We start from the raw sequence: 21141 nt of genomic DNA, 5'->3' as shown, positions 1-21141 counted from the left end.
GACGCGGCAACGGAGAGGACGTCGGATGCAGGGGTTAGTTCTGCAGCTGACGCGGGTCGGTTTCCTCCTGTTGCTCTGGCTTTTCATCTGGTCGGTTCTGCGCGTGCTGCGCACCGACATCTACGCACCCACCGGAGCCGTCATGGTGCGGCGCGGCCTGGCGTTCCGTGGCACCCTGCTGCCCAACCGGGACCGACGCCGGTACGCGCGCCAGTTGGTGGTGACCGAAGGCGCCCTCGCTGGCACCCGGATCACCCTGACCAGCCAGCCCGTTCTGATCGGCCGGGCCGACGACTCCACCCTGGTGCTCACCGACGACTACGCCTCGACACGGCACGCCCGGCTGTCGCCGAGAGGCTCCGAGTGGTACGTCGAAGACCTAGGATCGACCAACGGTACATACCTGGACAGGGCGAAAGTGACGACGGCGGTAAGGGTTCCAATGGGAACGCCGGTTCGAATCGGCAAGACGGTAATTGAGCTGCGCCCGTGACACTCGTACTCCGATATGCCGCGCGCAGCGACCGCGGCCTGGTCCGCGCCAACAATGAGGACTCCGTCTACGCCGGGGCCCGCCTCCTGGCCTTGGCGGACGGCATGGGCGGCCACGCCGCGGGCGAGGTCGCCTCGCAGCTGGTGATCGCCGCGCTGGCGCACCTCGACGACGACGAACCCGGCGGCGATCTGCTGGCCAAGCTGAACGACGCCGTCCACGACGGCAACGCGGCCATCGCGGCGCACGTCGAGGCCGACCCCGAGCTCGAGGGCATGGGCACCACGCTGAGCGCCATCCTGTTCGCCGGGACGCGGCTGGGCATGGTGCACATCGGCGACTCCCGCGGCTACCTGATGCGCGACGGCGAGCTGACCCAGATCACCAAGGACGACACCTTCGTCCAGACCCTGGTCGACGACGGCCGCATCACGGCCGAAGAGGCCCACAGTCACCCGCAGCGCTCGCTCATCATGAAGGCGCTGACCGGTCACGAGGTCGAGCCGACGCTGACGATGCGCGAGGTCCGCGCCGGTGACCGCTACCTGCTGTGCTCGGACGGCCTGTCCGATCCGGTCAGCCACGAGACCATCCAGACCGCCATGCAGATCCCGGACGTCGTGGACTGCGCCGACCGGCTCATCGAGCTGGCGCTGCGCGGCGGCGGCCCCGACAACGTGACGGTCGTGGTGGCCGACGTCGTCGACTACGAGTACGGCCAGACCGCGCCCATCCTGGCGGGCGCGGTGTCAGGTCAGGACGACGACGCCCTGCCGCCCAACACCGCGGCCGGACGCGCCTCCGCCTTCAACCCCAAGCGTGTGGCAGCGGCCGCGAAAAAGCCTGCGGCACAACTTGATCCACCGCAGCGCAAGAAGCACACCCGGCGCAATCTGATCATCGGCGCGATCCTGCTGATCCTGCTGCTCGTGAGCGGACTGGCCATCGGGCGCTACCTGATCCGCAGCAACTACTACGTCTCCGGCCACAACGGCTCGGTCTACATCATGCGCGGCGTGCCGGGCTCGCTGCTCGGGCTGCCGCTGCAGGAGCCCTACCTGCTGGCGTGTCTGGACAGCCACTCGGACATGACGATCATCGGCGTCGACGACACCCGGGCGGGCTGCCAGCCCATGAAGGTGGCCGATCTGCGCGAGTCCGGCCGCGCCCAGGTCACCGCCGGCTTGCCGACCGGCACCGTCGACGACGCGATCCGTCAGCTCAAGGAACTCAGCCGCGCCTCGCTGCTGCCACTGTGCGCGCCGCCCGTCACCCCGCCGGCGCCCGCTCCGAACCCTGCACCGGCGCCGTCGCTGTCGGTGGTGCCGCAGCCGCCGCGCGGCCCGGCCCCCGGTCCCGAGGCCCCGGCGCCGACGACAGCCGTTCCGACCCCGGCACCGGCACCCAGCCCGGCGCCCGCCCCCAACCCTTCGAGCCCCGCACCGGCCCCGACCTCGCCCGCGGCTCCGTCCCCGACGGCCACGGCACTCCCTCCGCCACCTCAGGAGCCGGGCACCAACTGCCGGAACGCGTCATGACGGCCCGAGAGCGAGCGGGAGCCCCGGCATGACGACGCCGGGGCAAGAGAAGGGGCGCGAAGACACCCCGGTGCCGGCGCAGCGACGGGAAGACACGTCCGGGCGAGCGCAGCGACGGGAAGACACCCAGCCGCAGTCTCCGGTCGCGATCGCCCCGCCACTACCCAATCGGCGTAATTCCGAGTTGGTGCTGCTGGGTTTCGCCGCCGTGATCACCACGGTGGCACTGCTCATCGTCGAGGCCAATCAGGAGAGCGGCCTGCGGCTGGACCTCATCCAGTTCACACTCGGCTTTGTCGTGCTGTTCGGTGGCGCTCACCTGGCGGTGCGCCGGTATGCGCCGTATGCCGACCCGCTGCTGCTTCCCGTGGTCGCGCTGCTGAATGGTCTGGGCCTGGTGCTGATCTACCGGCTGGACCTGTCGGCGCACACCCGGCCCGCCGGGATCCTGCCGGGCGGCAACGCCAACCAGCAGATGCTGTGGACTCTGCTGGGCATCCTGGTGTTCACCGCGGTGCTGATGTTCGTGCACGACCACCGGATGCTGGCCCGCTACGGCTATATCTGCGGCCTCGCCGGCCTGGTGCTGCTGGCGATTCCGGCCGTGCTGCCGGACTCGGTGGCCGAGCAGTACGGCGCCAAGATCTGGATCCGGTTGCCGGGCTTCTCGATTCAGCCCGCCGAGTTCTCCAAGATCCTGCTGCTGATCTTCTTCGCGAGCGTGCTGGTCACCAAGCGCAGCCTGTTCACCAGCGCCGGCAAGCACATGTTCGGGATGGACCTGCCGCGGCCGCGCGACCTGGCGCCGCTGCTGGTGGCCTGGATCGGCTCGATCGGCGTCATGGTGTTCGAGAAGGACCTCGGCGCCTCCCTCCTGCTCTACGCGACGTTCCTGGTCCTGCTGTACGTCGCCACCGAGAAGCTCAGTTGGGTGATCATCGGGCTGAGCCTGTTCTGCGTGGGAAGCCTGCTGGCGTACCAACTCTTCGACCACGTGCGGGTGCGGGTGCAGAACTGGCTGGACCCGTTCGCCGACCCCGACGGCGCCGGGTACCAGATGGTCCAGTCGCTGTTCAGCTTCGCGACCGGCGGCATCTTCGGCACCGGACTGGGCAACGGGCAGCCCGGCACCGTGCCCGACGCCTCGACCGACTTCATCATCGCGGCGGTGGGCGAAGAGCTCGGGCTCGTCGGTCTGGCCGCGGTGCTGATGCTCTACACGATCGTCATCATCCGCGGGCTGCGCACCGCCATCGCCGTTCGTGACAGCTTCGGCAAGCTGCTCGCCGCGGGCCTGTCGGCCGCGCTGGCGCTGCAGCTGTTCATCGTCGTCGGCGGCGTCACCAAACTGATCCCGCAGACGGGCCTGACGACACCGTGGATGTCGTACGGCGGCTCGTCTCTGTTGTCCAACTACGTGCTGCTGGCCCTGCTGCTGCGGGTCTCGCACGTCGCGCGCCGGCCGCTGTCGACCCGCGGCCCCAACCAAGCACCGATCGCGGCGGCCAACACCGAGGTGATCGAGAAGCAATGAACACCTCACTTCGTCGCGTCTCCGGACTGGTGATGGCACTGGTCGTGCTGCTGCTGCTCAACGCCACCACCACCCAGGTGTTCGCCGCCGACGGCCTGCGTGCCGACCCGCGGAACCAGCGCGTGCTGCTCGACGAATACTCCCGCCAGCGCGGCCAGATCACCGCAGGCGGCCAGCTGCTGGCGTACTCGATGCCGACCAACGGCCGGTTCCGGTACCTGCGCATCTACCCCAACCCGCTGGTCTACGCGCCGGTCACCGGCTTCTACTCGCTGCAGTACTCGAGCGCCGGACTCGAGCGCGCCGAGGACAGCATCCTCAACGGCTCCGACGAGCGGCTGTTCGGCAACCGGATCGCCGACTTCTTCACCGGCCGCGACCCCCGCGGCGGCAACGTCGACACCACCATCGTGCCGCGGGTGCAGCAGGCCGCGTGGGACGCCATGCAGCAGGGCTGCGGCGGCAACCCGTGCAAGGGCTCGGTGGTGGCGCTGGATCCGTCGACCGGCAAGATTCTGGCCATGGTGTCGTCCCCGTCGTACGACCCCAATCTGCTGGCCTCGCACGAAGGCGACCGGCAGTCCGCCGCCTGGCAGGAGTTGCGCGACAACCCCGACTCACCGCTGCAGAACCGGGCGATCTCCGAGACCTACCCGCCGGGGTCGACGTTCAAGGTGCTGACGACCGCAGCCGCGCTGCAGGCCGGCGCCACGCCGGACACCCAGCTGACATCGGCAGCACGAATCACGTTGCCGGACAGCACCGCAACGCTGGAGAACTACGGGGGCTCGGCCTGCGGCGGCAGCCCGACGGTGTCCCTGCGTGAGGCGTTCGCCAAGTCCTGCAACACCGCCTTCGTCGAACTCGGACTGCGGAACGGGGCCGATGCGATGCGGACCATGGCCAAGCAGTTCGGCCTGGACACCCCGCCGCCGTCGATCCCGCTGCAGGTCGCGGAATCGACCGTCGGGCCGATCTCCGACGCCCCGGCCCTGGGTATCTCCAGCATCGGTCAGAAGGACGTCGCCCTGACCCCGCTGCAGAACGCGATGATCGCCGCGACCGTCGCCAACGGTGGCGTCAGCATGGCCCCCTACCTGGTCGACGACCTCAAGGGACCCGACCTTTCCAACATCGCGGCCACCTCACCGCACCAACAGCGGCGGGCCATCTCATCCCAGGTCGCGGCTACACTTACGGATCTGATGGTCGGCGCCGAGCAGGTGACGCAGCAGAAGGGAGCCATAGCCGGCGTGCAGATCGCATCCAAGACGGGCACGGCCGAACACGGCACCGATCCACGTAACACCCCACCACATGCGTGGTACATCGCTTTTGCCCCGGCGAAATCCCCGAAGGTCGCCGTCGCCGTCCTAGTGGAGAATGGTGGAGACCGTTTGTCCGCGACCGGCGGTGCGCTGGCCGCACCCATCGGGCGGGCCACCATCGCCGCGGCGCTACGGGAGGGATCATGAGCGCGCGGGTCGGAGTCACACTTTCCGGCCGCTATCGACTTCAGCGACTCATCGCCACAGGCGGCATGGGTCAGGTCTGGGAAGGCGTCGACAGCAGGCTCGGCCGACAGGTCGCCATCAAGGTACTCAAGGCCGAATACTCGACCGACCCCGAATTCGTCGAGCGGTTCCGCGCCGAGGCGCGCACGGTCGCGATGCTGAACCACCCCGGCATCGCCAGCGTCTACGACTACGGCGAGACCGAACTCGACGATTCCGGCCGCACCGCCTACCTGGTGATGGAACTCGTCAACGGCGAGCCGCTGAACTCGGTGATCAAGCGCACCGGCCGGCTGTCACTGCGGCACTCGCTGGACATGCTGGAGCAGACGGGCCGGGCCCTGCAGGTCGCGCACAGCGCCGGCCTGGTGCACCGTGACGTCAAGCCCGGCAACATCATGATCACCCCGACGGGCCAGGTGAAGCTCACCGACTTCGGCATCGCCAAGGCCGTCGACGCGGCGCCTGTCACCCAGACCGGCATGGTCATGGGCACCGCCCAGTACATCGCGCCCGAGCAGGCCCTTGGCCACGACGCCACCGCGGCCAGCGACGTCTACTCGCTCGGTGTCGTCGGCTACGAATCCGTGTCCGGGCGACGACCGTTCACCGGCGACGGCGCGCTGACCGTCGCAATGAAGCACATCAAGGAAGCGCCGCCACCGCTGCCGGCCGACCTGCCCCCGAACGTCCGCGAGCTGATCGAGATCAGCCTCGCCAAGGACGCGATCCATCGCTACCGCAGCGGCGGTCCGTTCGCCGACGCCGTCGCCGCGGTCCGGGCCGGCCGCCGCCCCCCGCGGCCCAACCAGGCCCCGACCATCGGACGGGCCGCTCCCGCGGCCATTCCGTCGAGCACACAGGCACGGGCTGCCATCGAGCCCGCCCGCCCGGCACCCGCGACGCCGCGGCCCCGGCCCGCCACCGGTAGCCACCGGCCGGCCCCGCCGGCCCGGCGCACGTTCTCGCCCGGGCAGCGCGCGCTGCTGTGGGCGGCGGGTGTCCTCGGTGCGCTGGCGATCGTCATCGCGATCCTGATCGTGCTCAACGCGCAGGACCGCCAGGACCAGAAGAACCAGCAGCAGTCGACGGTCACCAACACCATCACCGAGACCACCAAGACTCCAGGCGCACCGGCGGGCCAGTCGATTCGTCTCCCGGATCTGTCAGGACCGGCCATCTCATGACCACGCCCCAGCACCTCTCCGACCGCTACGAACTGGGGGACATCCTCGGCTTCGGCGGCATGTCCGAGGTTCACCTCGGACGGGATCTGCGCCTGCACCGCGACGTGGCGGTCAAGGTGCTGCGCGCCGACCTCGCTCGGGACCCCAGCTTCTACCTGCGCTTCCGCCGGGAGGCGCAGAACGCCGCGGCACTGAACCACCCGGCGATTGTCGCGGTCTATGACACCGGCGAAGCAGAGACGCCCAACGGGCCGCTGCCGTACATCGTCATGGAGTACGTCGACGGCGTGACGCTGCGCGACATCGTGCACACCGAGGGCCCGCTGCCGCAGCAGCGCGCCATCGAGATCATCGCCGACGCCTGCCAGGCCCTGAACTTCAGCCACCAGCACGGCATCGTGCACCGGGACATCAAGCCGGCGAACATCATGATCAGCAAGTCCAACGCGGTCAAGGTCATGGACTTCGGTATCGCCCGCGCCATCGCCGACAGCAGCAACCGGATGACGCAGACCGCCGCGGTCATCGGCACCGCGCAGTACCTGTCGCCCGAGCAGGCCAGCGGGCAGAACGTCGACGCCCGCTCGGACGTGTACTCGCTGGGCTGCGTGCTCTACGAACTCATCACCGGTGAGCCGCCCTTCGTCGGCGATTCGCCCGTCGCCGTGGCGTACCAGCACGTGCGCGAGGATCCCGTGCCGCCGTCGCAGCGGCACGCCGGCATCAGCCCCGGCCTGGACGCCGTCGTGCTCAAGGCGCTGGCGAAGAACCCGGACAACCGTTACCAGAGCGCCGCGGACATGCGGAACGATCTGATCCGCGTGCACGCCGGCGAGGCGCCGGATGCGCCCAAGGTGCTCACCGACGCCGAGCGCACCGCGATGATGGGCACCGGCGGCTTCGGTGGGCCGCGCAGCATGATGCCGGAGCCGATCAGCGTCAACCCCCAGCCGTACCGGTCGACGGAACGCGCCTCGACGCCCATCGGTCGCTGGCTCATCGCCGCGGCCATCCTGGCGGTGCTGACCGTCGTCGTCACGGTGGCCATCAACCTGATCGGTGGCAAGCCGCACGACCAGCAGATTCCGGACGTCCGTGGGCTGGCTCAGGCCGACGCCGTCGCCAACCTGCAGAACCGCGGCTTCAAGACCCGCACGCAACAGCGGCCCGACTCGACGGTGGCGCCGGACCACGTCATCGGCACCGAGCCGGCGGCCAACACCTCCGTCGCCGCCGGTGACGAGATCACCATCAACATCTCCACCGGACCGGAGCAGCGCGAGGTCCCGGACGTGTCGAAGCTGTCACCCGCCGACGCGATGGCCAAGCTGCAGTCCGCCGGCTTCCGGAACATCCAGCAGACGGTGTCGCAGTCGCTGCCGGAGCAGAAGGACCGGGTCATCGCGACCAACCCGCCGGCGCACCAGACCTCCGCGATCACCAACGTCATCACGATCATCGTCGGCTCCGGCCCGGGCCTGGTCCCGATCCCCGATGTCAACGGGCAGACCGTCGACATCGCGACCAAGAATCTGAACACCGTCGGCTTCACGACGATCCTGACGGCCCCGGTCGACAGCCCGAAACCGGCCGGCGAGATCATCGGCACCGACCCGCCGGCCGGCACGCCGACGGCCAAGGACGCGCCGATCACGCTCAAGGTGTCGCAGGGCAACCAGTTCGTCATGCCGAACCTGAGCGGCCAGTTCTGGACCGACGCCGAACCGAATCTGCGCGCGCTGGGCTGGACCGGCGTGCTGATCAAGGGCGCCGACGTGCAGAACAGCGGTCAGCGCAGCAACGCGGTCGTGAGCCAGGTGCCGGCGGCCGGCAGCGGGGTCAACTTCAACGCGTCGATCACGCTGAGCTTCGCCTCGTAAATTCGCGCGACCCGCGCCGAACTACGCGGTGCGGGTGGCAGCGGAAACCGCGTCGGCGACTTCCTGCTCGAGCCGGCTGACCAGTCCCTCGTCGGGAGCCTGGCCGCAGAAGGCGAGCCAGTTGGCCAGCATCCGGTGGCCGCCCTGGGTCAGAATGCTCTCCGGGTGGAACTGCACACCGTGGATCGGCAGTTCGCGGTGCCGGACGGCCATGATGACGCCGCTGTCGGTCTGGCCGATGGCCTCCAGCTCAGCCGGCAGCGTCTCGGGCAGGATGGTCAGCGAGTGATAGCGGGTCGCCGTGAACGGGTCCGGAAGTCCTTGCAGCACACCACTGTTTGCGTGATGGACCTGACTGGTCTTGCCGTGCAGCAGCTCCGGCGCGCGGTCGACCGTGCCACCGAAAGCGACGCCGATCGCCTGGTGTCCGAGGCACACCCCGAGTAGGGGAGTGCCGTTCTCGGCGCACGCGCGGACCAACGGAATGGACGCACCGGCCCGCTCCGGGGTGCCCGGGCCGGGGCTCACCAGGATGCCGTCGAACTCCTCGGCCACGGCGGCGACGCCGTCGGGAGTGGAGACGCGCTCGTCGTCGCTACGCCAGACCTGCGCGTGCACCCCGAGCTGACCCAGGTACTGGACCAGGTTGAACACGAAGCTGTCGTAGTTGTCGAGGACGAGAACCTGCATGCCGCCAGGCTACTGGGTCACCCGCCGAGCCGAGCACTCAATATGTGACCGGTCCAGCCGGTTTGGCGTACCGGAGCTTCAGCGGCATCCGATGGCCGACGACGTCCACCGATGCCCGCGGCTCCTCGGTGTAACCGAGCCCGAACCGCACCACGTACTGCTTGTAGAGCGTCACCAGCGGCGCGGCGGCGAGTGCGGCCCGCATACCTTCGACGTTGCCGATCACGGTGATGACGTACGGCGGACTGTAGGTGCGGCCGTTGAGCAACAGGGTGTTCCCGACGCAGCGCGGGGCCGAGGTGGCCAGGATCCGCTGGTCCTGCATCTGGACGGCCTCGGCACCGCCCAGCCACAGCGCGTTGAGCACCGCCTGGACGTCCTGCTGATGCACGACGAGGTCGTCAGGGGTGGCGTCGCGCGGGTACTGGCCCTGCGCGTTGCGCTGCGCGTCGTTGAGGGTGATCACCAGGCCCGGTCCCCGCATGGGGTCGAGGCCCAGCTCCAGGCCGAGTTCGTTGGCCCGGCTGGTGATGGCGCCGAGCGCGGCATCGGCGCCGGGGGTACCGCCGTGGTGATTCTCGAGCTGATGCTGGAGGTTGTCGCGCTCGGCGGCCCGGGTGGCGACGGTGCGCTGGGCCTCCTTGACCATGTCCACGAGGCGGGGCGCGTCGCTGCGCCGGATCTCGCTGCCCCCGGAGACACTGTGGGTGGTGGCGAGCAGGAGGCCGGCGAGCACACAGACCACCGGCACGCCGAATCGCCAGGCCGAGTGGCGGGCCGGTTGGTCAGGTTCCGAGGTCCCGGCCGTCAACCAGGGCCTGCGAGGCGACACGTCTTCTGCGTTAGGCTCTGAGTGCATACCGCTCCATCGTCGCACCGAATTGCCGGTTTTTCTCCACCGGCGCGGGAGTGCGGCACCGACTGTCCGCGAAGGTACCAATGCCCAAGTCCAAGGTTCGCAAGAAGAACGACTTCACCATCAACCCGGTGAGTCGGACGCCGGTGAAGGTCAAGGCCGGGCCGTCGAGCGTGTGGTTCGTGGTGTTCTTCTGCTCGCTCATGCTGATCGGTCTGATCTGGCTGGCGGTGTTCCAGCTCGCCGCGCTGAACCCGGCCGGTACTCCGCACCTGCTGCAGTGGATGGCCGATCTCGCCCAGTGGAACTACGCAATCGCCTTCGCGTTCATGATCACCGGTCTGCTGCTGACCATGCGGTGGCGCTGAGCTGCGTCAACCGACCCAGTTCGTTACATCCAGGTCTCGTGACGTAACCCAACTTGCAACCTGACGGACACCCAATCACATCGATGTGATTCATCCCCATTGGGGATAGTGCCTGTGGATAACTTGCCCCCAAGGGTGTGGACATCTCGTGGAACAAACTCAATGGAGCCCGCCGACAGCCGGCATCGCGGCTTGTGGAGCATTCGGCGTCGTACTCGCCGCGGTGGCCCTGACTTCCTTCACTGACCTGCCCGGACGCGTTCTCGGCGGCATCGCTGCCGTCGGTCTGCTGGTGTTCGCCGTGATGTCCTGGCGCGCGCGGCCGAAGCTCGCGATCACGCCGGCGGGGCTCGTCGTGCGCGGATGGTTCAGCACCCAGACTTATACACAGGCCGACCTCAAGAGTGTGCGTATCACCGAGTTCCGCCGGCTGACCCGCAAGGTGCGGCTGCTGGAGCTCGACACCGCCGACGACCGGCTCCTGGTCTTCACCCGGTGGGACGTCGGCACCGACCCCATCAACGTCCTCGATGCCCTGACCGACGCCGGCCTCATTCCACAGCGTTGATCCTGCGCCCTGGGCGCACCGCACTCGCACTTTTCCGCCAGCATCGCAGGCTCAACGCAAACGGCGCGACAGCCCCGGTAGGGGACTGCCGCGCCGTGCGTCAGGCTGAAATCAGGAAATGGTGATCGAGTCGACGACGACCGGCTCGGTCGGGCGGTCACCGCGGTCGACGGAGGTGGTGGCGATGGCGTCCACCACCTTCTGCGACGCCTCGTCGACGACCTCACCGAAGATGGTGTGGCGACGGTTCAGGTGCGGGGTCGGTCCGACGGTGATGAAGAACTGCGAACCGTTGGTGCCCGGTCCGGCGTTCGCCATGGCCAGCAGGTACGGCTTGTCGAACTGCAGCTCCGGGTGGAACTCGTCGGCGAACTGGTAGCCCGGGCCGCCGCGGCCGGTACCGGTCGGGTCGCCGCCCTGGATCATGAAGCCGTCGATGACACGGTGGAAGATGACGCCGTCATAGAACGGGCCGGAGGTGCCGCCCGAGGCGTTCTCGGTGGAGTAATCCTTGGTGCCCTGCGCCAGTCCAACGAAGTTGGCGACGGTCTTGGGCGCGTGGTTACCGAACAAAGCAATCTTGATGTCGCCGCGGTTGGTGTGCAGCGTCGCGGTCGCAGTCTGAATGGGGCTCGTCACGGAAAGTCAGTCTGCCACTCACATTTAAGACCCCGAAGTCGCCCCCACCGAATAACGTGGATGTCCGAGCACAGGACCGGGCCACCGCTTCGGTTCTCTCCACAAATCGTCCGGCAGAGAGGTTGGTTGATGAGCACTGTCACCGAGAACGTCCCCGAGGTCAGCCGCCCCAGCTCCGGTGCCCGCCTGGGTCGCGGGCTGAAGTACACCATCGTCGGGCCGCTGCTGATGCTGCGCGGGCTCCTCGGTCTGGGCGTCGGCTCGACGCTGGGGACCGCTCGTTGGGTCGGACGTCGGTGCCACCGTAGCGAGGACTCCGCGGGCGATCTGGCTTTGGTGGTGGAGTCGGGCGCCAAGCGTCGCCGGCCCTTGTTGATCGCCGGCGCGACCGTCGCGGTCCTGGCGCTCGGTGGCATCACGTTCTCGATCGTGCGGCGCTCGATGCAGCCGGAGCCGTCCCCGCTGCCCCCGAGCGTGGATGTGACGCCGCAGCCCTGATTGCGGGCGCCGCTCAACGATTCACCGCCGCAATCAGCGCATCGGGATCGGTCACACTGACCCCCAGCTGACGCAGCGTCACCGGCACCCCACACACCTTGGCCTTCACCGGCGGATCGATTGTCAGCGCCACGCCGCCGTCCGACGACCCGTTGACGAGCCAGCGGCCGCGGAAGCCGTGCACGCCCCACGAGGTGATGCGGCCCTCCCAGCGGCGGGCCTCCGTGATCGACGCCAGCGGGATCTCGGCGGCGAAACCCCACCCCATGGCCACGTGCAGCGCACCGTCGCGCACCTGTACCTCGCTGTGCTTCGGTCCGAGACCGAACGGCACCGACAGTGGCAACATCCACTTCGCGTAGCTGATCTCTGTCGTCATGGGGGCAGCGTAGGACCGCGCCGTTGGAGCGCCTTTGGAACGCTGACGCCACTCTCCCACGGCCGCGTGGCCGCCAACGAGAAAAGCGGCCCCGATGGACATCGGAACCGCTTCTGCACTGCTGTGAGTTCTTGTGGAGCCTAGGAGATTCGAACTCCTGACATCTGCCTTGCAAAGGCGAAACAGGCTGCAGTACAACGGGTTACGGGCAGCTCGAAGTGCATAAATACATGACGGTGGTTCACGGTAGTTATCTGTAACTGTGTCCAGAATGCGCCCACGTTGCGCCCACAGGCGGTCCCCGGCGCAGGCGCACCTACTCGACGGTCTTGGTGATCAGCTCGTAGTGATGAAGCCGACCGCGGACCGTGTGCCGTTCGACGGTGCCGTCGACGCGTAGGCCGGTCTCGCTGCGCGCGGGGTCGATGACGAACGGTCCCCATCCCAGGCGCAGGCTGTCGCCGACCGCCGGCGGAATGTCGACGGACGGCGCGAGGACCATGCGGTAGCGGCTGGACACGATGGCGTCGCGCACGACTACCTCGGTGCCCAATGGGAACACCTCGGCGCGGACCGTCTGGTCGACGGTGTCGAATAGTTCCTCGCCGTAATCGGTGAACCGCCGCGGGTCGAACGCCACCTGGAACTGCACGGTCACCTCGTCATGCAGGATCACAACGCGGTCCTTCGGTAGCGGTTGAGCACAAACGTCTCGGCCAACGTGAAGCCCTGGAAGCCGCCTCCGAACTCGACTGAGCCCACCTTGCTCGGAATCTGCTCGGGGTTGGCCACCATGCGGGCCGAGGCGGAGGTGATGACCGCGGACAGCTCCTCGTTGGGCTCGTTGGTGGTGAATCCTCGTGCGCGGGTGTAGGCCTTCACCATTGCAGTGATTACGGGCACGACCTCCCCGGCCAGGGCGACGAGGGAGACGTCGGTGCCCTGGCCGAGGAAGTCGGCCACGTCTTGGCCAGTGACCGGCACTGGTTACGCCTCGGTCAGCAGCGTGACGGCCTTGGCCTGCAGCAGCGCGGTGTCCCAGCGGGAGACGACGCGGATGCCGATGCTGTCGTAGTCGCCCCATGTCTGGTCGAGGATCTTCACTTCGGCGTCCACGTCGCGGGCGACGACCACCTTGGAGAAGTCGACCAGGCCGACGCGGTTCTTGGTGGACACCGCCGGGATGTTGTCGGTGACGATCACCGGCAGACCGAACAGCCGCAGCTCGGTCCCGCCGGCAATGCCGCCGTTGGGGTCGAACAGGTACTGCTTGCTACCGGTGGCGGCGATCTTGTTCTTGCGCAGCGTCGCCCACGAGCTGGACGTCATGACCCAGTGGGTCGGGCTGACCTTGTTGCCCTGCGCGGTGGCCAGTCCGTCGATGAGGCTGTCGGGGTCGGACAGGTTGAGCACACCGGTGGCGATGCCGGTCTGCTTAAAGATGCCCTTGATGGTGTTCGAGGTGCCGGCGCCGTCCCACAGTGCCGCGTCGAGGCCATTGGCGACGTCGGTGACAAGTCGGGTGCGCAGCACCGCTTCGAGGCCGACCACCGATGTGCGGATGAGTTCGTTCGACATTTTCACGAGTGTCTTTAACGACTTCAAAGTGCTTGGTAGCAGGGTGACTTCGTCGAACGCGACGTCGCCGTCGGTGATCTGGGCGCCTTCCGCGACGAACCCGGCGGTGACGCCGTTGACGATGCGCGGGACACGGACCGGGCTGGAGCTGTCGAGAATGACGGGGCCGGCCGCGAGGAACGTGGATGCCTGTTCGAGGGGCTGGACGAGCAGGCTGGATACCTGCGACTGGATGAGAGTTGAATTGCCGCTTGTGACTTCGATGGCCACGGTTGACTCCTAGAGACGTGTCGGATTGGTTCGACACGTCGCCAGGACGTCAGCCGCGAATCGGGCGCCAGGCCCGGTGAGTTGAGTGTACCTCGCTCAGGTTCGATCTTTGAGCATCTGCAGCAGGGAGAACGATCCGCCGCCCTGGCCCCGGTTGCCCTGGCCGATATCACCGGTGGGCCGGCGGGACGCCAGGTGCGGTTTCGCTTCGAGTAAGGCGTCGATCGCGGCGGACATCTTGCCGGCGTCGGCAACATGGTCGGCATCGAACGGCAGGTCAGTCGGATCGGCCAATCTGCCTGTGGCCCGGACGAGTTCGGTGTGCAACCGGTTTGCGAGGGAGTCTGCCTCACTCGCACGCTGCCGGTACTTGCCGTTCTCCTGGCGCAGTTTCTCGACGTATTCACGCGGGAAGGTCTCCGCATCCTCGGTAGGTTCCGATTCCAAATCGGACCCCTCAGGGGTTACATCTGGAATGTCACCCTCGGCGGTGGTCACGTCCGAAACTTCCTCGGCGCCGGGAATGTTCTCACTCATGTTGTGCTCCTTCTGTTTTCGTCTACTGCGTCGGCCAACTTGGTGGCCAGGTCAATTGCTTCATCGTCGGTGAGCATGTACGTAATGGCGCCTGTGCGCAGCCGGATCGGACGCTCAGTCCCTGGTGCTACGACGACAGTTGGTTCGAGATTGCGTGCAGCTAAGCGCATTACGCCACCCCTGGGACTGGGGTGACTGCGGCCACCTTGGCAATCTCATCGTCCGAGTAGCCGAGCTTGCCCAGCGCGTACGCCTGCGGCAACAGACCCGCTTGGAACAGCTTCACGACCGCGTCGGCCTCCTGTGCAACCGAACGTGTTGCCGCGTCGGCCCACTGCACTCGGATGCCGTCAATACCGTTGGGGTCGAAGCCATCCCGTACCGCAATCATCAAGCGGGCCACCTGCTCCCATGCTCGACCGAACGTCTGTTGCCGTGCCTCGGCCCTTGCTGTCAGCGACGACTCAGAGGCTCGCAGCGCATCCGCCGAAGCCGGGTTATCGGTGAACACACCGACGTAGTGCGCGGGAAGCGTTGACACCGCCATGATCTGGCCGAGGATGACCCGCACCGATGCCTCGTACCCGGTGAGGTCCGCGGCGGCGAGCTGCCCGAACTTGGCCTCGTTGTTCTCCGAGATCATCGCGCGGTGACCCTCGGGGATCGGGTTGACCTCGGTCATCACCGGCTGGTCGTCGTCATCGAGGACCGGGTTGCCCTCGTTGTCCAGCTCGGGTGCCTCTGTCAGTTCGATGCCGGTAGCCCAACGACGCGGGCGCCCAACGTATTCCGAGGTGACCATCATGTCCGCCAACGACTTGTTAAGGGCGTCCACAAGTGGCTTCAGGTCCTCGACCTCACTGAGCCCGTAGTCGAACAACGACGAGTAGTTGAAGTTCACGATGCGGTCGGTATTCCGCAGGTTCACCACCGGGACCACGCCGAGCGGATTCGGGAACTCCTCGACCGTCTTGAACCCGCTCGCGACGGCACCGAGCTGGTCGGCCCGCTTGTGCACGATGACATCCGGCAGATACATCATCAGCTCGGTTGTCTTGCGCGCCTTGTCCTCCCACCGCTTCACCCCGGCGTACGGCTTACGGGTGCCCGGATCATTCAGCGTGGCAACCTGTTTCGCAGACTCCACCGTCACCTGCGGCCGACCTTGACTGTCGGCCCACACGATCACGTACGAATCGCCGAGCAGCAGTGCTTCGCGGTGTGCCACCCCGGCCTGCTGGTCGAGGTCATTGCGCAGCCAATCCGCCCATACCGTCGCGTCTCCCGTGAATCCGGTGATCCGCAGCCGCTCGGCCAGCGCCGTGACCGCCAGGCGGGGGATGTTCGAGGACATGATGCCGAACCTGTTGCCCAGCGCCGTCCGTGCTTCCGGGGATAGGAACGCCAACGGTTGCCGGCCCTCGTAATACCGGTCGAGGTCTGCGTACCGGGCCAACGGCTCGTTGAGCCGCTGCAGTAGATCAATCAACAGTGTCATGATGCGAAACTCCTAGCTCGTTTACGGGATTTGGTCGCGCACCAGGTGGCACGCGAATGTGCCTGCAGCATCGCCGCTGCCAGGTCGATGCGGGCTTTAGAACCACGCTTGGCCTTGTCCAGACGCACACCCTTGGCGTCCTCGCGTAGCACCGCGTTGGCGACGTGGCGCGCCAACCGCGGGTCACCGGAATGGCTCAGCTCGCCACTGACCGCAGCCCGGAACAGCTCAGTGGTCGCCGGGGTGATCCGTGCAGGGCTCCACGGGAACGCCACCACCGGAATCCGCTCAGCCTCAAGGCTCTGCATCACCAGCGCGTAGCGGAACGGATCGAACACCACCTCGGTCACCCGGTACTTGCGGCACGCCGCGCGAATCTCGGCCATCACGTCGTGCAGCGGCACCGACCAGTCCTCGGCCCGCTCGGGCGGCTCCCAGTAGTTCAACACGTCGATATGCGGTTGCTTGCTGACGGTGGCGACGACCAGGCCCGTGCCGTCCGAGTTGTACGAGCCGTCGCAACTGATGACCACCTCGGCACCCGCCGGGACCGGCCGGCCGGTGGACAGGCCATCCCAGACACCGGGCGGCAGCCACGATCCGGCCGCCGACACCCGCTGATTCAAGTGGTACCGCCGAAACGCCGCCTCGCGTGTCGTACCCAGCACGGTGGCCAAGTGGTCCGGGTCCAGAGTGTCGCCCAACATCGGATTGGCCGCCGCCCACGCATCCCGGTCCGTCAGCGCGCAGCCGATCGGCGCGGTGTACTCGCGGAACGCGAACGACCGATCGCCACCAAACCGACCATGCTCGACCAGGCGGGCCATCAGATTGTCGGGATCATCACCGCACTCCGTCGACAGGCCCAGCGTCAACGGCCGAGCGCGGGTGCCGCCGGCCAGAGCCAACGCATCCCACGTGTCGGCGTCACTGACGTGCACCTCATCGATCAGCGAGCACGACGGGTTGCGGCCCTGCAAATTCTTCGCGTTCGCCGGCAACGGCTCCAGCACCGAATCCGTTTCGGGCACATAAATCCGGTCCTGGAATATCTGCGTGACACCGGCCAGACGGTCGTCCAGCTCCACCATCCGGCGGGCCACCTTGAAGATCACCTCGGCAGTCCGCTGGTCCGACGACGCCAGCAGCACCTCGGCGGACTCCTCCCCGTCCGCGTACAGGTGATACAGGGCAATCGACGCTCCCAGCAGGCTCTTACCGTTCTTCCGAGCCACCGACAACAAACCCTGACGGGGACGCGGATCCGGGTCATAGACATCAGCCAGGAAGTCCCGCTGCCACTGCCGCAGCCGGATCAACTCGCCCGCCGGATTGCCGGTCCCGCCCTTGACCACCCGGCAATACGTCTCGATGAACGCCGCCACCCGCCCCGAACCACCCTCTGGCAGCTCCCACAGCGGCAGTGGGTCACCCTTCGGCGCAGCTTTAGGCCCCGCGCGCATCGGTCATCACCTCCGGTGTGTAACTGGGAACAAGGCTGGGCCGTCCGACCAGGGCGTTTGCTCGGGGCTTCTCCCCACCCTCGGTTCGCGAATATTGTTGCGGCCCTTGGGGATTGGGTCGCGCTTGGCCTCGGTCGGTGTTGCATGGTCCGCACACCACGTCGACATCTTTGAGGCGGATGGGCTTGCCTGCCGCTCGTCGTGCCCAGGCCTCGGGCGAGTGGTCTGCCTGCAGGTTCTCGGTGGCGCCGCAGTCTGAGCAGAAGGGCTGCAGCTTGCGGGCCTTCCTGCTCAGTCGCTCCCATTCACTGTCGTATCCGCGGCAGCCGGTGCAGCGGGTAGAGGCACTGGGCGCACCGCAGTCCAAGCAGGGACGAGGCGTCACGGCTTCTCCTTGGCAGCGCACTGGGCACACACCTTGTGCTCGTTGAGGGTGTCGCTGCCTCGGTGGCAGCGGATGCACCGCCAGGGCCAGTCCATCGCCATGGTGTCGTTGGGCTCGGGGATGTCGTACCGCACGACGCGGCGTAGCTCGTCGCTGGTGAGTTGTTCGTCGGTGTGGGCCCAGTAGGCCAGCCATTCTCTGGTGACGTGGACGATCACCTTGCCGCTGTTGGTGTAGCGGACGTAGGCGTTGATGGCGTCGCCGGTGGTGGAGAGTCCGCCTTTGGCGCTCAGTTCGGCGAGTGCGTCTCGTGCTTGGTCGTCGGTGATGCCCTTCTGTTCGGCGATGCACCAGACGGTCAGGTCGGCGAGCAGGAACCGCTCGTCGTCGGTGAGTGGCCGGTTGATGGGTGTGGGCTGGTCGGTCATGGTGGTGTCCTTTCGGGTCCAGATGGATGGGTCGGGGAAGATGACGCGGCGCTTCATGAGGCTGCCTGTTGTTTGCTGCAGGACAGGTGCGTGTCGCCTTGTCCGCATGTGACTGGTTCGGCGCAGACGCGGCAGGCGGGGTAGCTGGATGCGGGTTTGCCGCCGATGGTGCGGCGTCGGTTGCGGGCCGGTTTGTGGAACTGCCTAGCGGGCATAGAGGCGGGCGATGGCCCAGTGGGCTCAGTGACGCCATCAGTCGCGCCAGGCGTAGAACCGTGGCGCGACTGATCTTCGAGCTCAGTCGCGCCATCTAATTTTCCCTGGTCGGACTCAGTCGCGCCAGTCGCGCCACCGTCCTGTGCGACACCCTCAGTCGCGCCATCATCGCGCATGGCCTCGATCTTCTCGGCCTGGCTCGGCAGGTACCACGTCGATCGCCTTGGGAATCCGATCGACGTGTCGAGAATGCCGGCCTTCTTCTTTGCTCGCTGCAGTGTTCGCTCGCTGATCTTCTCTTTGGCGGCCTCGGTTTTGATCGTTTTGGATGGCAGTGGGCCGTTAGCTTTCAGGTAGTCCTGTAGCCAGTGTTCGGCCGCTGTCCGCTCTCCCGCGTCCTCCGCCTCGTCGCCGGCCAGAAGATCGCGGGCGTCGGTGCTGGTGTCGCCGAGCCATTCCACGGATCCGATCTCGGTGGTGCCGTCGTCGAGCTGGACGGTGGTCGAGACGATGCGGAACTCGACGGAGCGGTCGGTGCCGGCGTAGTTGGCTTTGGTGTTGGTCAGCACGCGGGTGCCGGAGTCCGGGTCTTCTGCGATCGACAGGACGCAGCGGGCGACCTGGGACCACGCGACCGAGCCGAGCATGAGTTGCCCGGAGTCGTTGCCGACGCGCTTGCCGAAGTGCGCTAGGCCGATGATGGTGACCTTGCAGCGGTCTGCCAGTGCGGCGATCGGTTCGAGGTACTGGCGTACCGCGATGTCGTCGTTGCCGGAGAATCCGGGCGGAACGACGGCCTTGGCGGGGTCGAGGAAGATCATGGTGACGCCGTGCTGACGGATGACATCCTCGATGCCGGCGAGGTCGAGCGGAAACATCAGTGCGCCGGTGCCGAGGTCGGTCTGGACGTCGACGAAGATGACCTTCTCCATGTCGGCGCCTGCGGCGATCAACCTGGGCACGATGGCGTGCTCGCGGGATTCCTCCGTGCCGATCCAGAGCACTACGCCACCGTTGCGGGTCTCGCGTGCCGCCCAGGATGAGGCGACGGTGGACTTGCCCTTGCCTTCACGGGCAGCCAGCAGGTTGATGGCGTACTGAAGGATCAGGCCGACCTCCCACCAGATCAGCCGCTTGGCCTTGACGTCGGATCCGCGTGTAACGGTCAGGCTGCGGGTCACCAGCTGGCCGCCCATGACGACCTCTCGGGTGACGGCCGGCGCGGCGTCCGGGCGCGGTTCTGTCATGATGCTTTCCTTCGTGGGACGTACAGGCCGGACTCCCGGCGAGTGATGTTGCGGGCGACTGCGGCCCAGTTCTCCGCGCCCGCAATCTGTTTGGATGCCTCGGCAAGGTGTTCCTGTCGGGTGTCCAGGGCCAGCGCGTAGTGCGGTGCGGCCGCGATGCACGCCAACGTCTTGTTCTCGTCGTCGAGTGCGCACCAGGCGGGTGTGCCGGGGAACGGCAGCGGTGGCAGGTCGAGCGCCTGCACGAACTGGTGGACGTCCCACCATGAGATTTGTTGGGACGCCGGGAAACCGGCCCCGAAGGGCCGGCCTCCCGTCGCATCTTTCACCTGACTGCCTCTGCGTGACGGTGGCACGGCTGGCCGTCCTCCCGAACCCGATTGAGGCATTTGGTGCCGTGTGCCGTCGGCCGTCCGCACCGGGGCGTGATCGCTCGCAAAGCCTTGATCCTGAGTCTGGTTTGGGCCAACTCGATGCGGTACTTCCACCTGTCGGGCAGCGGGCCGACCCGTTCGTGCTCGGGGGTGACATTCCATCCGTCGGTGCAGCGAAAATCGGGGGTGGAGCGGTCTTCGATCCAGAACCCGATGGTGCACCCGTCGGAACTAATTTCGGTTGTCACCGCGTAGCTTTCGAGGCCGCCGCCGACGTCGCCCAGGTAGGCGGACTGTCGGCGGTCGGTGCGGGCGCCGGAGAACGGGTTGCGATCGCTCATGATGCGGTCACCTCCGTGATCGTGGCGGTGAATTCCCGGCTGACCAACTGTTGGGTCTCGAAGTCCTTCTCGGTGACTGCGATGGTGATGCGGTTGCCGTTGGACTGGACGTAGACGGTGCCGCCGTCGGGCGCGGGAAAGCACGCCGAAGCCGACGCCAGCCGCGAGGCCAACAGCGTGGGCAACAGCCTGTCTGCCTCGTCGAGCAGGGCGGGCACCCGCAGCGCTGCGTGGACCTTGTCGAGCACGCGACGGGCGGCCTCGATCTGGTCGCAGTGCTCGAAGGTGACGGTGCAGGCGTGGCAGGTGCAGCCGCACCACACGTCGCCGGTGCAGGTTGCGGGGGTGGATACGATGGTCATTGAACTTCCTGTCTGCTGAGATGTGAGTTCAGACGCCGTCGGGGTTGCAGCCCTGGCGGCGTCACTGTTTCCGGGGTGGTTCACGCGGCGCCCCGCGGCACGTCATCGGTGCGCTGCAGGGTGTTCGCCGTGATGTACGCCTCGACGTCGGCCTTCGTGTAGATCACCTTGCGGGCGGCGACCCGGCAAAATTTCGGGCCGATACCGCGGTATCGCATCTGGGCGAGGCCAGCTTCGGTGGTGTGCAGGATTTCTGCGACTTGCTTCGGACTGAGTGTTTCGAGCATGAGTTGTTGTC

Annotated in this window: 25 protein-coding genes; 9 read left to right on the top strand and 16 right to left on the bottom strand. The window is 67.2% G+C overall.

Annotated elements, in window-relative coordinates:
* The first annotated feature begins 25 nt into the window (after positions 1-25).
* The 6 genes from ACJEIK_RS00185 to pknB are packed head-to-tail and all read left to right on the top strand — an operon-like array spanning position 26 to position 8146.
* Positions 26-493 (top strand): FHA domain-containing protein, encoded by a 468-nt coding sequence (locus tag ACJEIK_RS00185; protein WP_064859211.1) that lies wholly within the window; start codon positions 26-28, stop codon positions 491-493.
* Positions 490-2031, top strand: a complete 1542-nt coding sequence (locus ACJEIK_RS00180) for a PP2C family protein-serine/threonine phosphatase (protein ID WP_409430833.1) — start codon at positions 490-492, stop codon at positions 2029-2031. Before ACJEIK_RS00185 ends, ACJEIK_RS00180 begins: the two co-directional genes overlap by 4 nt.
* A 28-nt stretch (positions 2032-2059) precedes the next feature.
* Entirely contained in the window at positions 2060-3565 is a 1506-nt protein-coding gene (locus ACJEIK_RS00175; RefSeq protein WP_131808758.1) for an FtsW/RodA/SpoVE family cell cycle protein, read from the top strand.
* Positions 3562-5040, top strand: coding sequence for a D,D-transpeptidase PbpA (pbpA, locus tag ACJEIK_RS00170; RefSeq protein WP_064859213.1), 1479 nt, complete (start codon positions 3562-3564; stop codon positions 5038-5040). The genes ACJEIK_RS00175 and pbpA overlap by 4 nt, the downstream gene beginning before the upstream one ends.
* Positions 5037-6266 (top strand): protein kinase domain-containing protein, encoded by a 1230-nt coding sequence (locus ACJEIK_RS00165; protein ID WP_061005914.1) that lies wholly within the window; start codon positions 5037-5039, stop codon positions 6264-6266. The genes pbpA and ACJEIK_RS00165 overlap by 4 nt, the downstream gene beginning before the upstream one ends.
* Entirely contained in the window at positions 6263-8146 is a 1884-nt protein-coding gene (pknB, locus tag ACJEIK_RS00160; RefSeq protein WP_061005909.1) for a Stk1 family PASTA domain-containing Ser/Thr kinase, read from the top strand. The genes ACJEIK_RS00165 and pknB overlap by 4 nt, the downstream gene beginning before the upstream one ends.
* 21 nt (positions 8147-8167) lie before the next feature.
* On the opposite strand, the gene ACJEIK_RS00155 is transcribed toward pknB, so the two are convergent.
* Positions 8168-8836 carry an aminodeoxychorismate/anthranilate synthase component II gene (locus tag ACJEIK_RS00155; protein ID WP_061005907.1) on the bottom strand — a complete coding sequence of 223 codons (669 nt, stop codon included), beginning with the start codon at positions 8834-8836 and terminating at the stop codon, positions 8168-8170.
* Between the two features lie 37 nt (positions 8837-8873).
* On the bottom strand, positions 8874-9587 hold the full coding sequence (locus ACJEIK_RS00150) for a DUF881 domain-containing protein (protein WP_061005905.1): 714 nt from the start codon (positions 9585-9587) through the stop codon (positions 8874-8876).
* 188 nt (positions 9588-9775) lie between these two features.
* Between ACJEIK_RS00150 and crgA the strand changes: the two genes are divergently transcribed.
* Together crgA and ACJEIK_RS00140 are read left to right on the top strand one after the other, a co-directional pair.
* On the top strand, positions 9776-10060 hold the full coding sequence (crgA, locus tag ACJEIK_RS00145) for a cell division protein CrgA (RefSeq protein WP_020099906.1): 285 nt from the start codon (positions 9776-9778) through the stop codon (positions 10058-10060).
* Between the two features lie 148 nt (positions 10061-10208).
* Positions 10209-10628, top strand: coding sequence for a PH domain-containing protein (locus ACJEIK_RS00140; protein WP_135355971.1), 420 nt, complete (start codon positions 10209-10211; stop codon positions 10626-10628).
* 111 nt (positions 10629-10739) lie between these two features.
* Here the strand turns inward: ACJEIK_RS00140 and ACJEIK_RS00135 are convergent, their stop codons facing one another.
* Positions 10740-11267, bottom strand: coding sequence for a peptidylprolyl isomerase (locus tag ACJEIK_RS00135; protein WP_061005901.1), 528 nt, complete (start codon positions 11265-11267; stop codon positions 10740-10742).
* Positions 11268-11396: 129 nt separating this feature from the next.
* Between ACJEIK_RS00135 and cwsA the strand changes: the two genes are divergently transcribed.
* Positions 11397-11765: a cell wall synthesis protein CwsA gene (gene cwsA / locus ACJEIK_RS00130; RefSeq protein ID WP_064859216.1), complete on the top strand. Its 369-nt coding sequence runs from the start codon at positions 11397-11399 to the stop codon at positions 11763-11765.
* 13 nt (positions 11766-11778) lie between these two features.
* Here the strand turns inward: cwsA and ACJEIK_RS00125 are convergent, their stop codons facing one another.
* The 13 genes from ACJEIK_RS00125 to ACJEIK_RS00065 form a co-directional block, all read right to left on the bottom strand.
* On the bottom strand, positions 11779-12144 hold the full coding sequence (locus ACJEIK_RS00125; RefSeq protein WP_135355972.1) for a hypothetical protein: 366 nt from the start codon (positions 12142-12144) through the stop codon (positions 11779-11781).
* A gap of 316 nt (positions 12145-12460) precedes the next feature.
* Positions 12461-12820, bottom strand: coding sequence for a hypothetical protein (locus tag ACJEIK_RS00120; RefSeq protein WP_409430832.1), 360 nt, complete (start codon positions 12818-12820; stop codon positions 12461-12463).
* Entirely contained in the window at positions 12817-13128 is a 312-nt protein-coding gene (locus ACJEIK_RS00115; protein WP_409430831.1) for a hypothetical protein, read from the bottom strand. Before ACJEIK_RS00115 ends, ACJEIK_RS00120 begins: the two co-directional genes overlap by 4 nt.
* A 3-nt stretch (positions 13129-13131) precedes the next feature.
* Positions 13132-13992 (bottom strand): phage major capsid protein, encoded by an 861-nt coding sequence (locus tag ACJEIK_RS00110; protein ID WP_409430830.1) that lies wholly within the window; start codon positions 13990-13992, stop codon positions 13132-13134.
* Between the two features lie 96 nt (positions 13993-14088).
* The gene (locus ACJEIK_RS00105) at positions 14089-14529 is read right to left on the bottom strand and encodes a hypothetical protein (protein WP_409430829.1); all 441 of its coding nucleotides are present in this window, start codon (positions 14527-14529) and stop codon (positions 14089-14091) included.
* A gap of 169 nt (positions 14530-14698) precedes the next feature.
* Positions 14699-16027: a phage portal protein gene (locus ACJEIK_RS00100; protein WP_409430828.1), complete on the bottom strand. Its 1329-nt coding sequence runs from the start codon at positions 16025-16027 to the stop codon at positions 14699-14701.
* Positions 16024-17490 carry a terminase large subunit domain-containing protein gene (locus ACJEIK_RS00095; RefSeq protein ID WP_409430827.1) on the bottom strand — a complete coding sequence of 489 codons (1467 nt, stop codon included), beginning with the start codon at positions 17488-17490 and terminating at the stop codon, positions 16024-16026. The genes ACJEIK_RS00100 and ACJEIK_RS00095 overlap by 4 nt, the downstream gene beginning before the upstream one ends.
* Before the next feature lie 381 nt (positions 17491-17871).
* Entirely contained in the window at positions 17872-18303 is a 432-nt protein-coding gene (locus ACJEIK_RS00090; RefSeq protein WP_409430826.1) for a hypothetical protein, read from the bottom strand.
* 53 nt (positions 18304-18356) lie between these two features.
* On the bottom strand, positions 18357-19715 hold the full coding sequence (locus ACJEIK_RS00085; RefSeq protein ID WP_406774080.1) for an AAA family ATPase: 1359 nt from the start codon (positions 19713-19715) through the stop codon (positions 18357-18359).
* Positions 19716-19762: 47 nt separating this feature from the next.
* The gene (locus ACJEIK_RS00080) at positions 19763-20095 is read right to left on the bottom strand and encodes a DUF2742 domain-containing protein (protein WP_409430825.1); all 333 of its coding nucleotides are present in this window, start codon (positions 20093-20095) and stop codon (positions 19763-19765) included.
* Positions 20092-20481, bottom strand: a complete 390-nt coding sequence (locus ACJEIK_RS00075) for a hypothetical protein (RefSeq protein ID WP_409430824.1) — start codon at positions 20479-20481, stop codon at positions 20092-20094. Before ACJEIK_RS00075 ends, ACJEIK_RS00080 begins: the two co-directional genes overlap by 4 nt.
* Positions 20478-20843, bottom strand: coding sequence for a hypothetical protein (locus ACJEIK_RS00070; RefSeq protein ID WP_409430823.1), 366 nt, complete (start codon positions 20841-20843; stop codon positions 20478-20480). The genes ACJEIK_RS00075 and ACJEIK_RS00070 overlap by 4 nt, the downstream gene beginning before the upstream one ends.
* Positions 20844-20923: 80 nt before the next feature.
* The gene (locus tag ACJEIK_RS00065) at positions 20924-21130 is read right to left on the bottom strand and encodes a helix-turn-helix transcriptional regulator (protein ID WP_409430822.1); all 207 of its coding nucleotides are present in this window, start codon (positions 21128-21130) and stop codon (positions 20924-20926) included.
* Between the last annotated feature and the right edge of the window lie 11 nt (positions 21131-21141).

This window comes from Mycobacterium sp. SMC-16 (assembly GCF_046250085.1).
GTDB classification, from domain to species: domain Bacteria; phylum Actinomycetota; class Actinomycetes; order Mycobacteriales; family Mycobacteriaceae; genus Mycobacterium; species Mycobacterium phocaicum.
The sequence above is the reverse complement of the archived record's forward strand: the minus strand, read 5'-3'. Positions and strand labels throughout refer to the sequence as shown.

Coding starts and splice junctions, on each gene's coding strand:
- ACJEIK_RS00075 (WP_409430824.1), bottom strand. CDS start 20,481: ATGAGCGATCGCAACCCGTTCTCCGGCGCCCGCACCGACCGCCGACAG.
- ACJEIK_RS00185 (WP_064859211.1), top strand. CDS start 26: ATGCAGGGGTTAGTTCTGCAGCTGACGCGGGTCGGTTTCCTCCTGTTG.
- ACJEIK_RS00175 (WP_131808758.1), top strand. CDS start 2,060: ATGACGACGCCGGGGCAAGAGAAGGGGCGCGAAGACACCCCGGTGCCG.
- ACJEIK_RS00090 (WP_409430826.1), bottom strand. CDS start 18,303: ATGACCGACCAGCCCACACCCATCAACCGGCCACTCACCGACGACGAG.
- crgA (WP_020099906.1), top strand. CDS start 9,776: ATGCCCAAGTCCAAGGTTCGCAAGAAGAACGACTTCACCATCAACCCG.
- ACJEIK_RS00125 (WP_135355972.1), bottom strand. CDS start 12,144: ATGACGACAGAGATCAGCTACGCGAAGTGGATGTTGCCACTGTCGGTG.
- ACJEIK_RS00155 (WP_061005907.1), bottom strand. CDS start 8,836: ATGCAGGTTCTCGTCCTCGACAACTACGACAGCTTCGTGTTCAACCTG.
- pbpA (WP_064859213.1), top strand. CDS start 3,562: ATGAACACCTCACTTCGTCGCGTCTCCGGACTGGTGATGGCACTGGTC.
- ACJEIK_RS00085 (WP_406774080.1), bottom strand. CDS start 19,715: ATGGGCGGCCAGCTGGTGACCCGCAGCCTGACCGTTACACGCGGATCC.
- ACJEIK_RS00100 (WP_409430828.1), bottom strand. CDS start 16,027: ATGACACTGTTGATTGATCTACTGCAGCGGCTCAACGAGCCGTTGGCC.
- ACJEIK_RS00065 (WP_409430822.1), bottom strand. CDS start 21,130: ATGCTCGAAACACTCAGTCCGAAGCAAGTCGCAGAAATCCTGCACACC.
- ACJEIK_RS00095 (WP_409430827.1), bottom strand. CDS start 17,490: ATGCGCGCGGGGCCTAAAGCTGCGCCGAAGGGTGACCCACTGCCGCTG.
- ACJEIK_RS00165 (WP_061005914.1), top strand. CDS start 5,037: ATGAGCGCGCGGGTCGGAGTCACACTTTCCGGCCGCTATCGACTTCAG.
- ACJEIK_RS00070 (WP_409430823.1), bottom strand. CDS start 20,843: ATGACCATCGTATCCACCCCCGCAACCTGCACCGGCGACGTGTGGTGC.
- cwsA (WP_064859216.1), top strand. CDS start 11,397: ATGAGCACTGTCACCGAGAACGTCCCCGAGGTCAGCCGCCCCAGCTCC.
- ACJEIK_RS00105 (WP_409430829.1), bottom strand. CDS start 14,529: ATGAGTGAGAACATTCCCGGCGCCGAGGAAGTTTCGGACGTGACCACC.
- pknB (WP_061005909.1), top strand. CDS start 6,263: ATGACCACGCCCCAGCACCTCTCCGACCGCTACGAACTGGGGGACATC.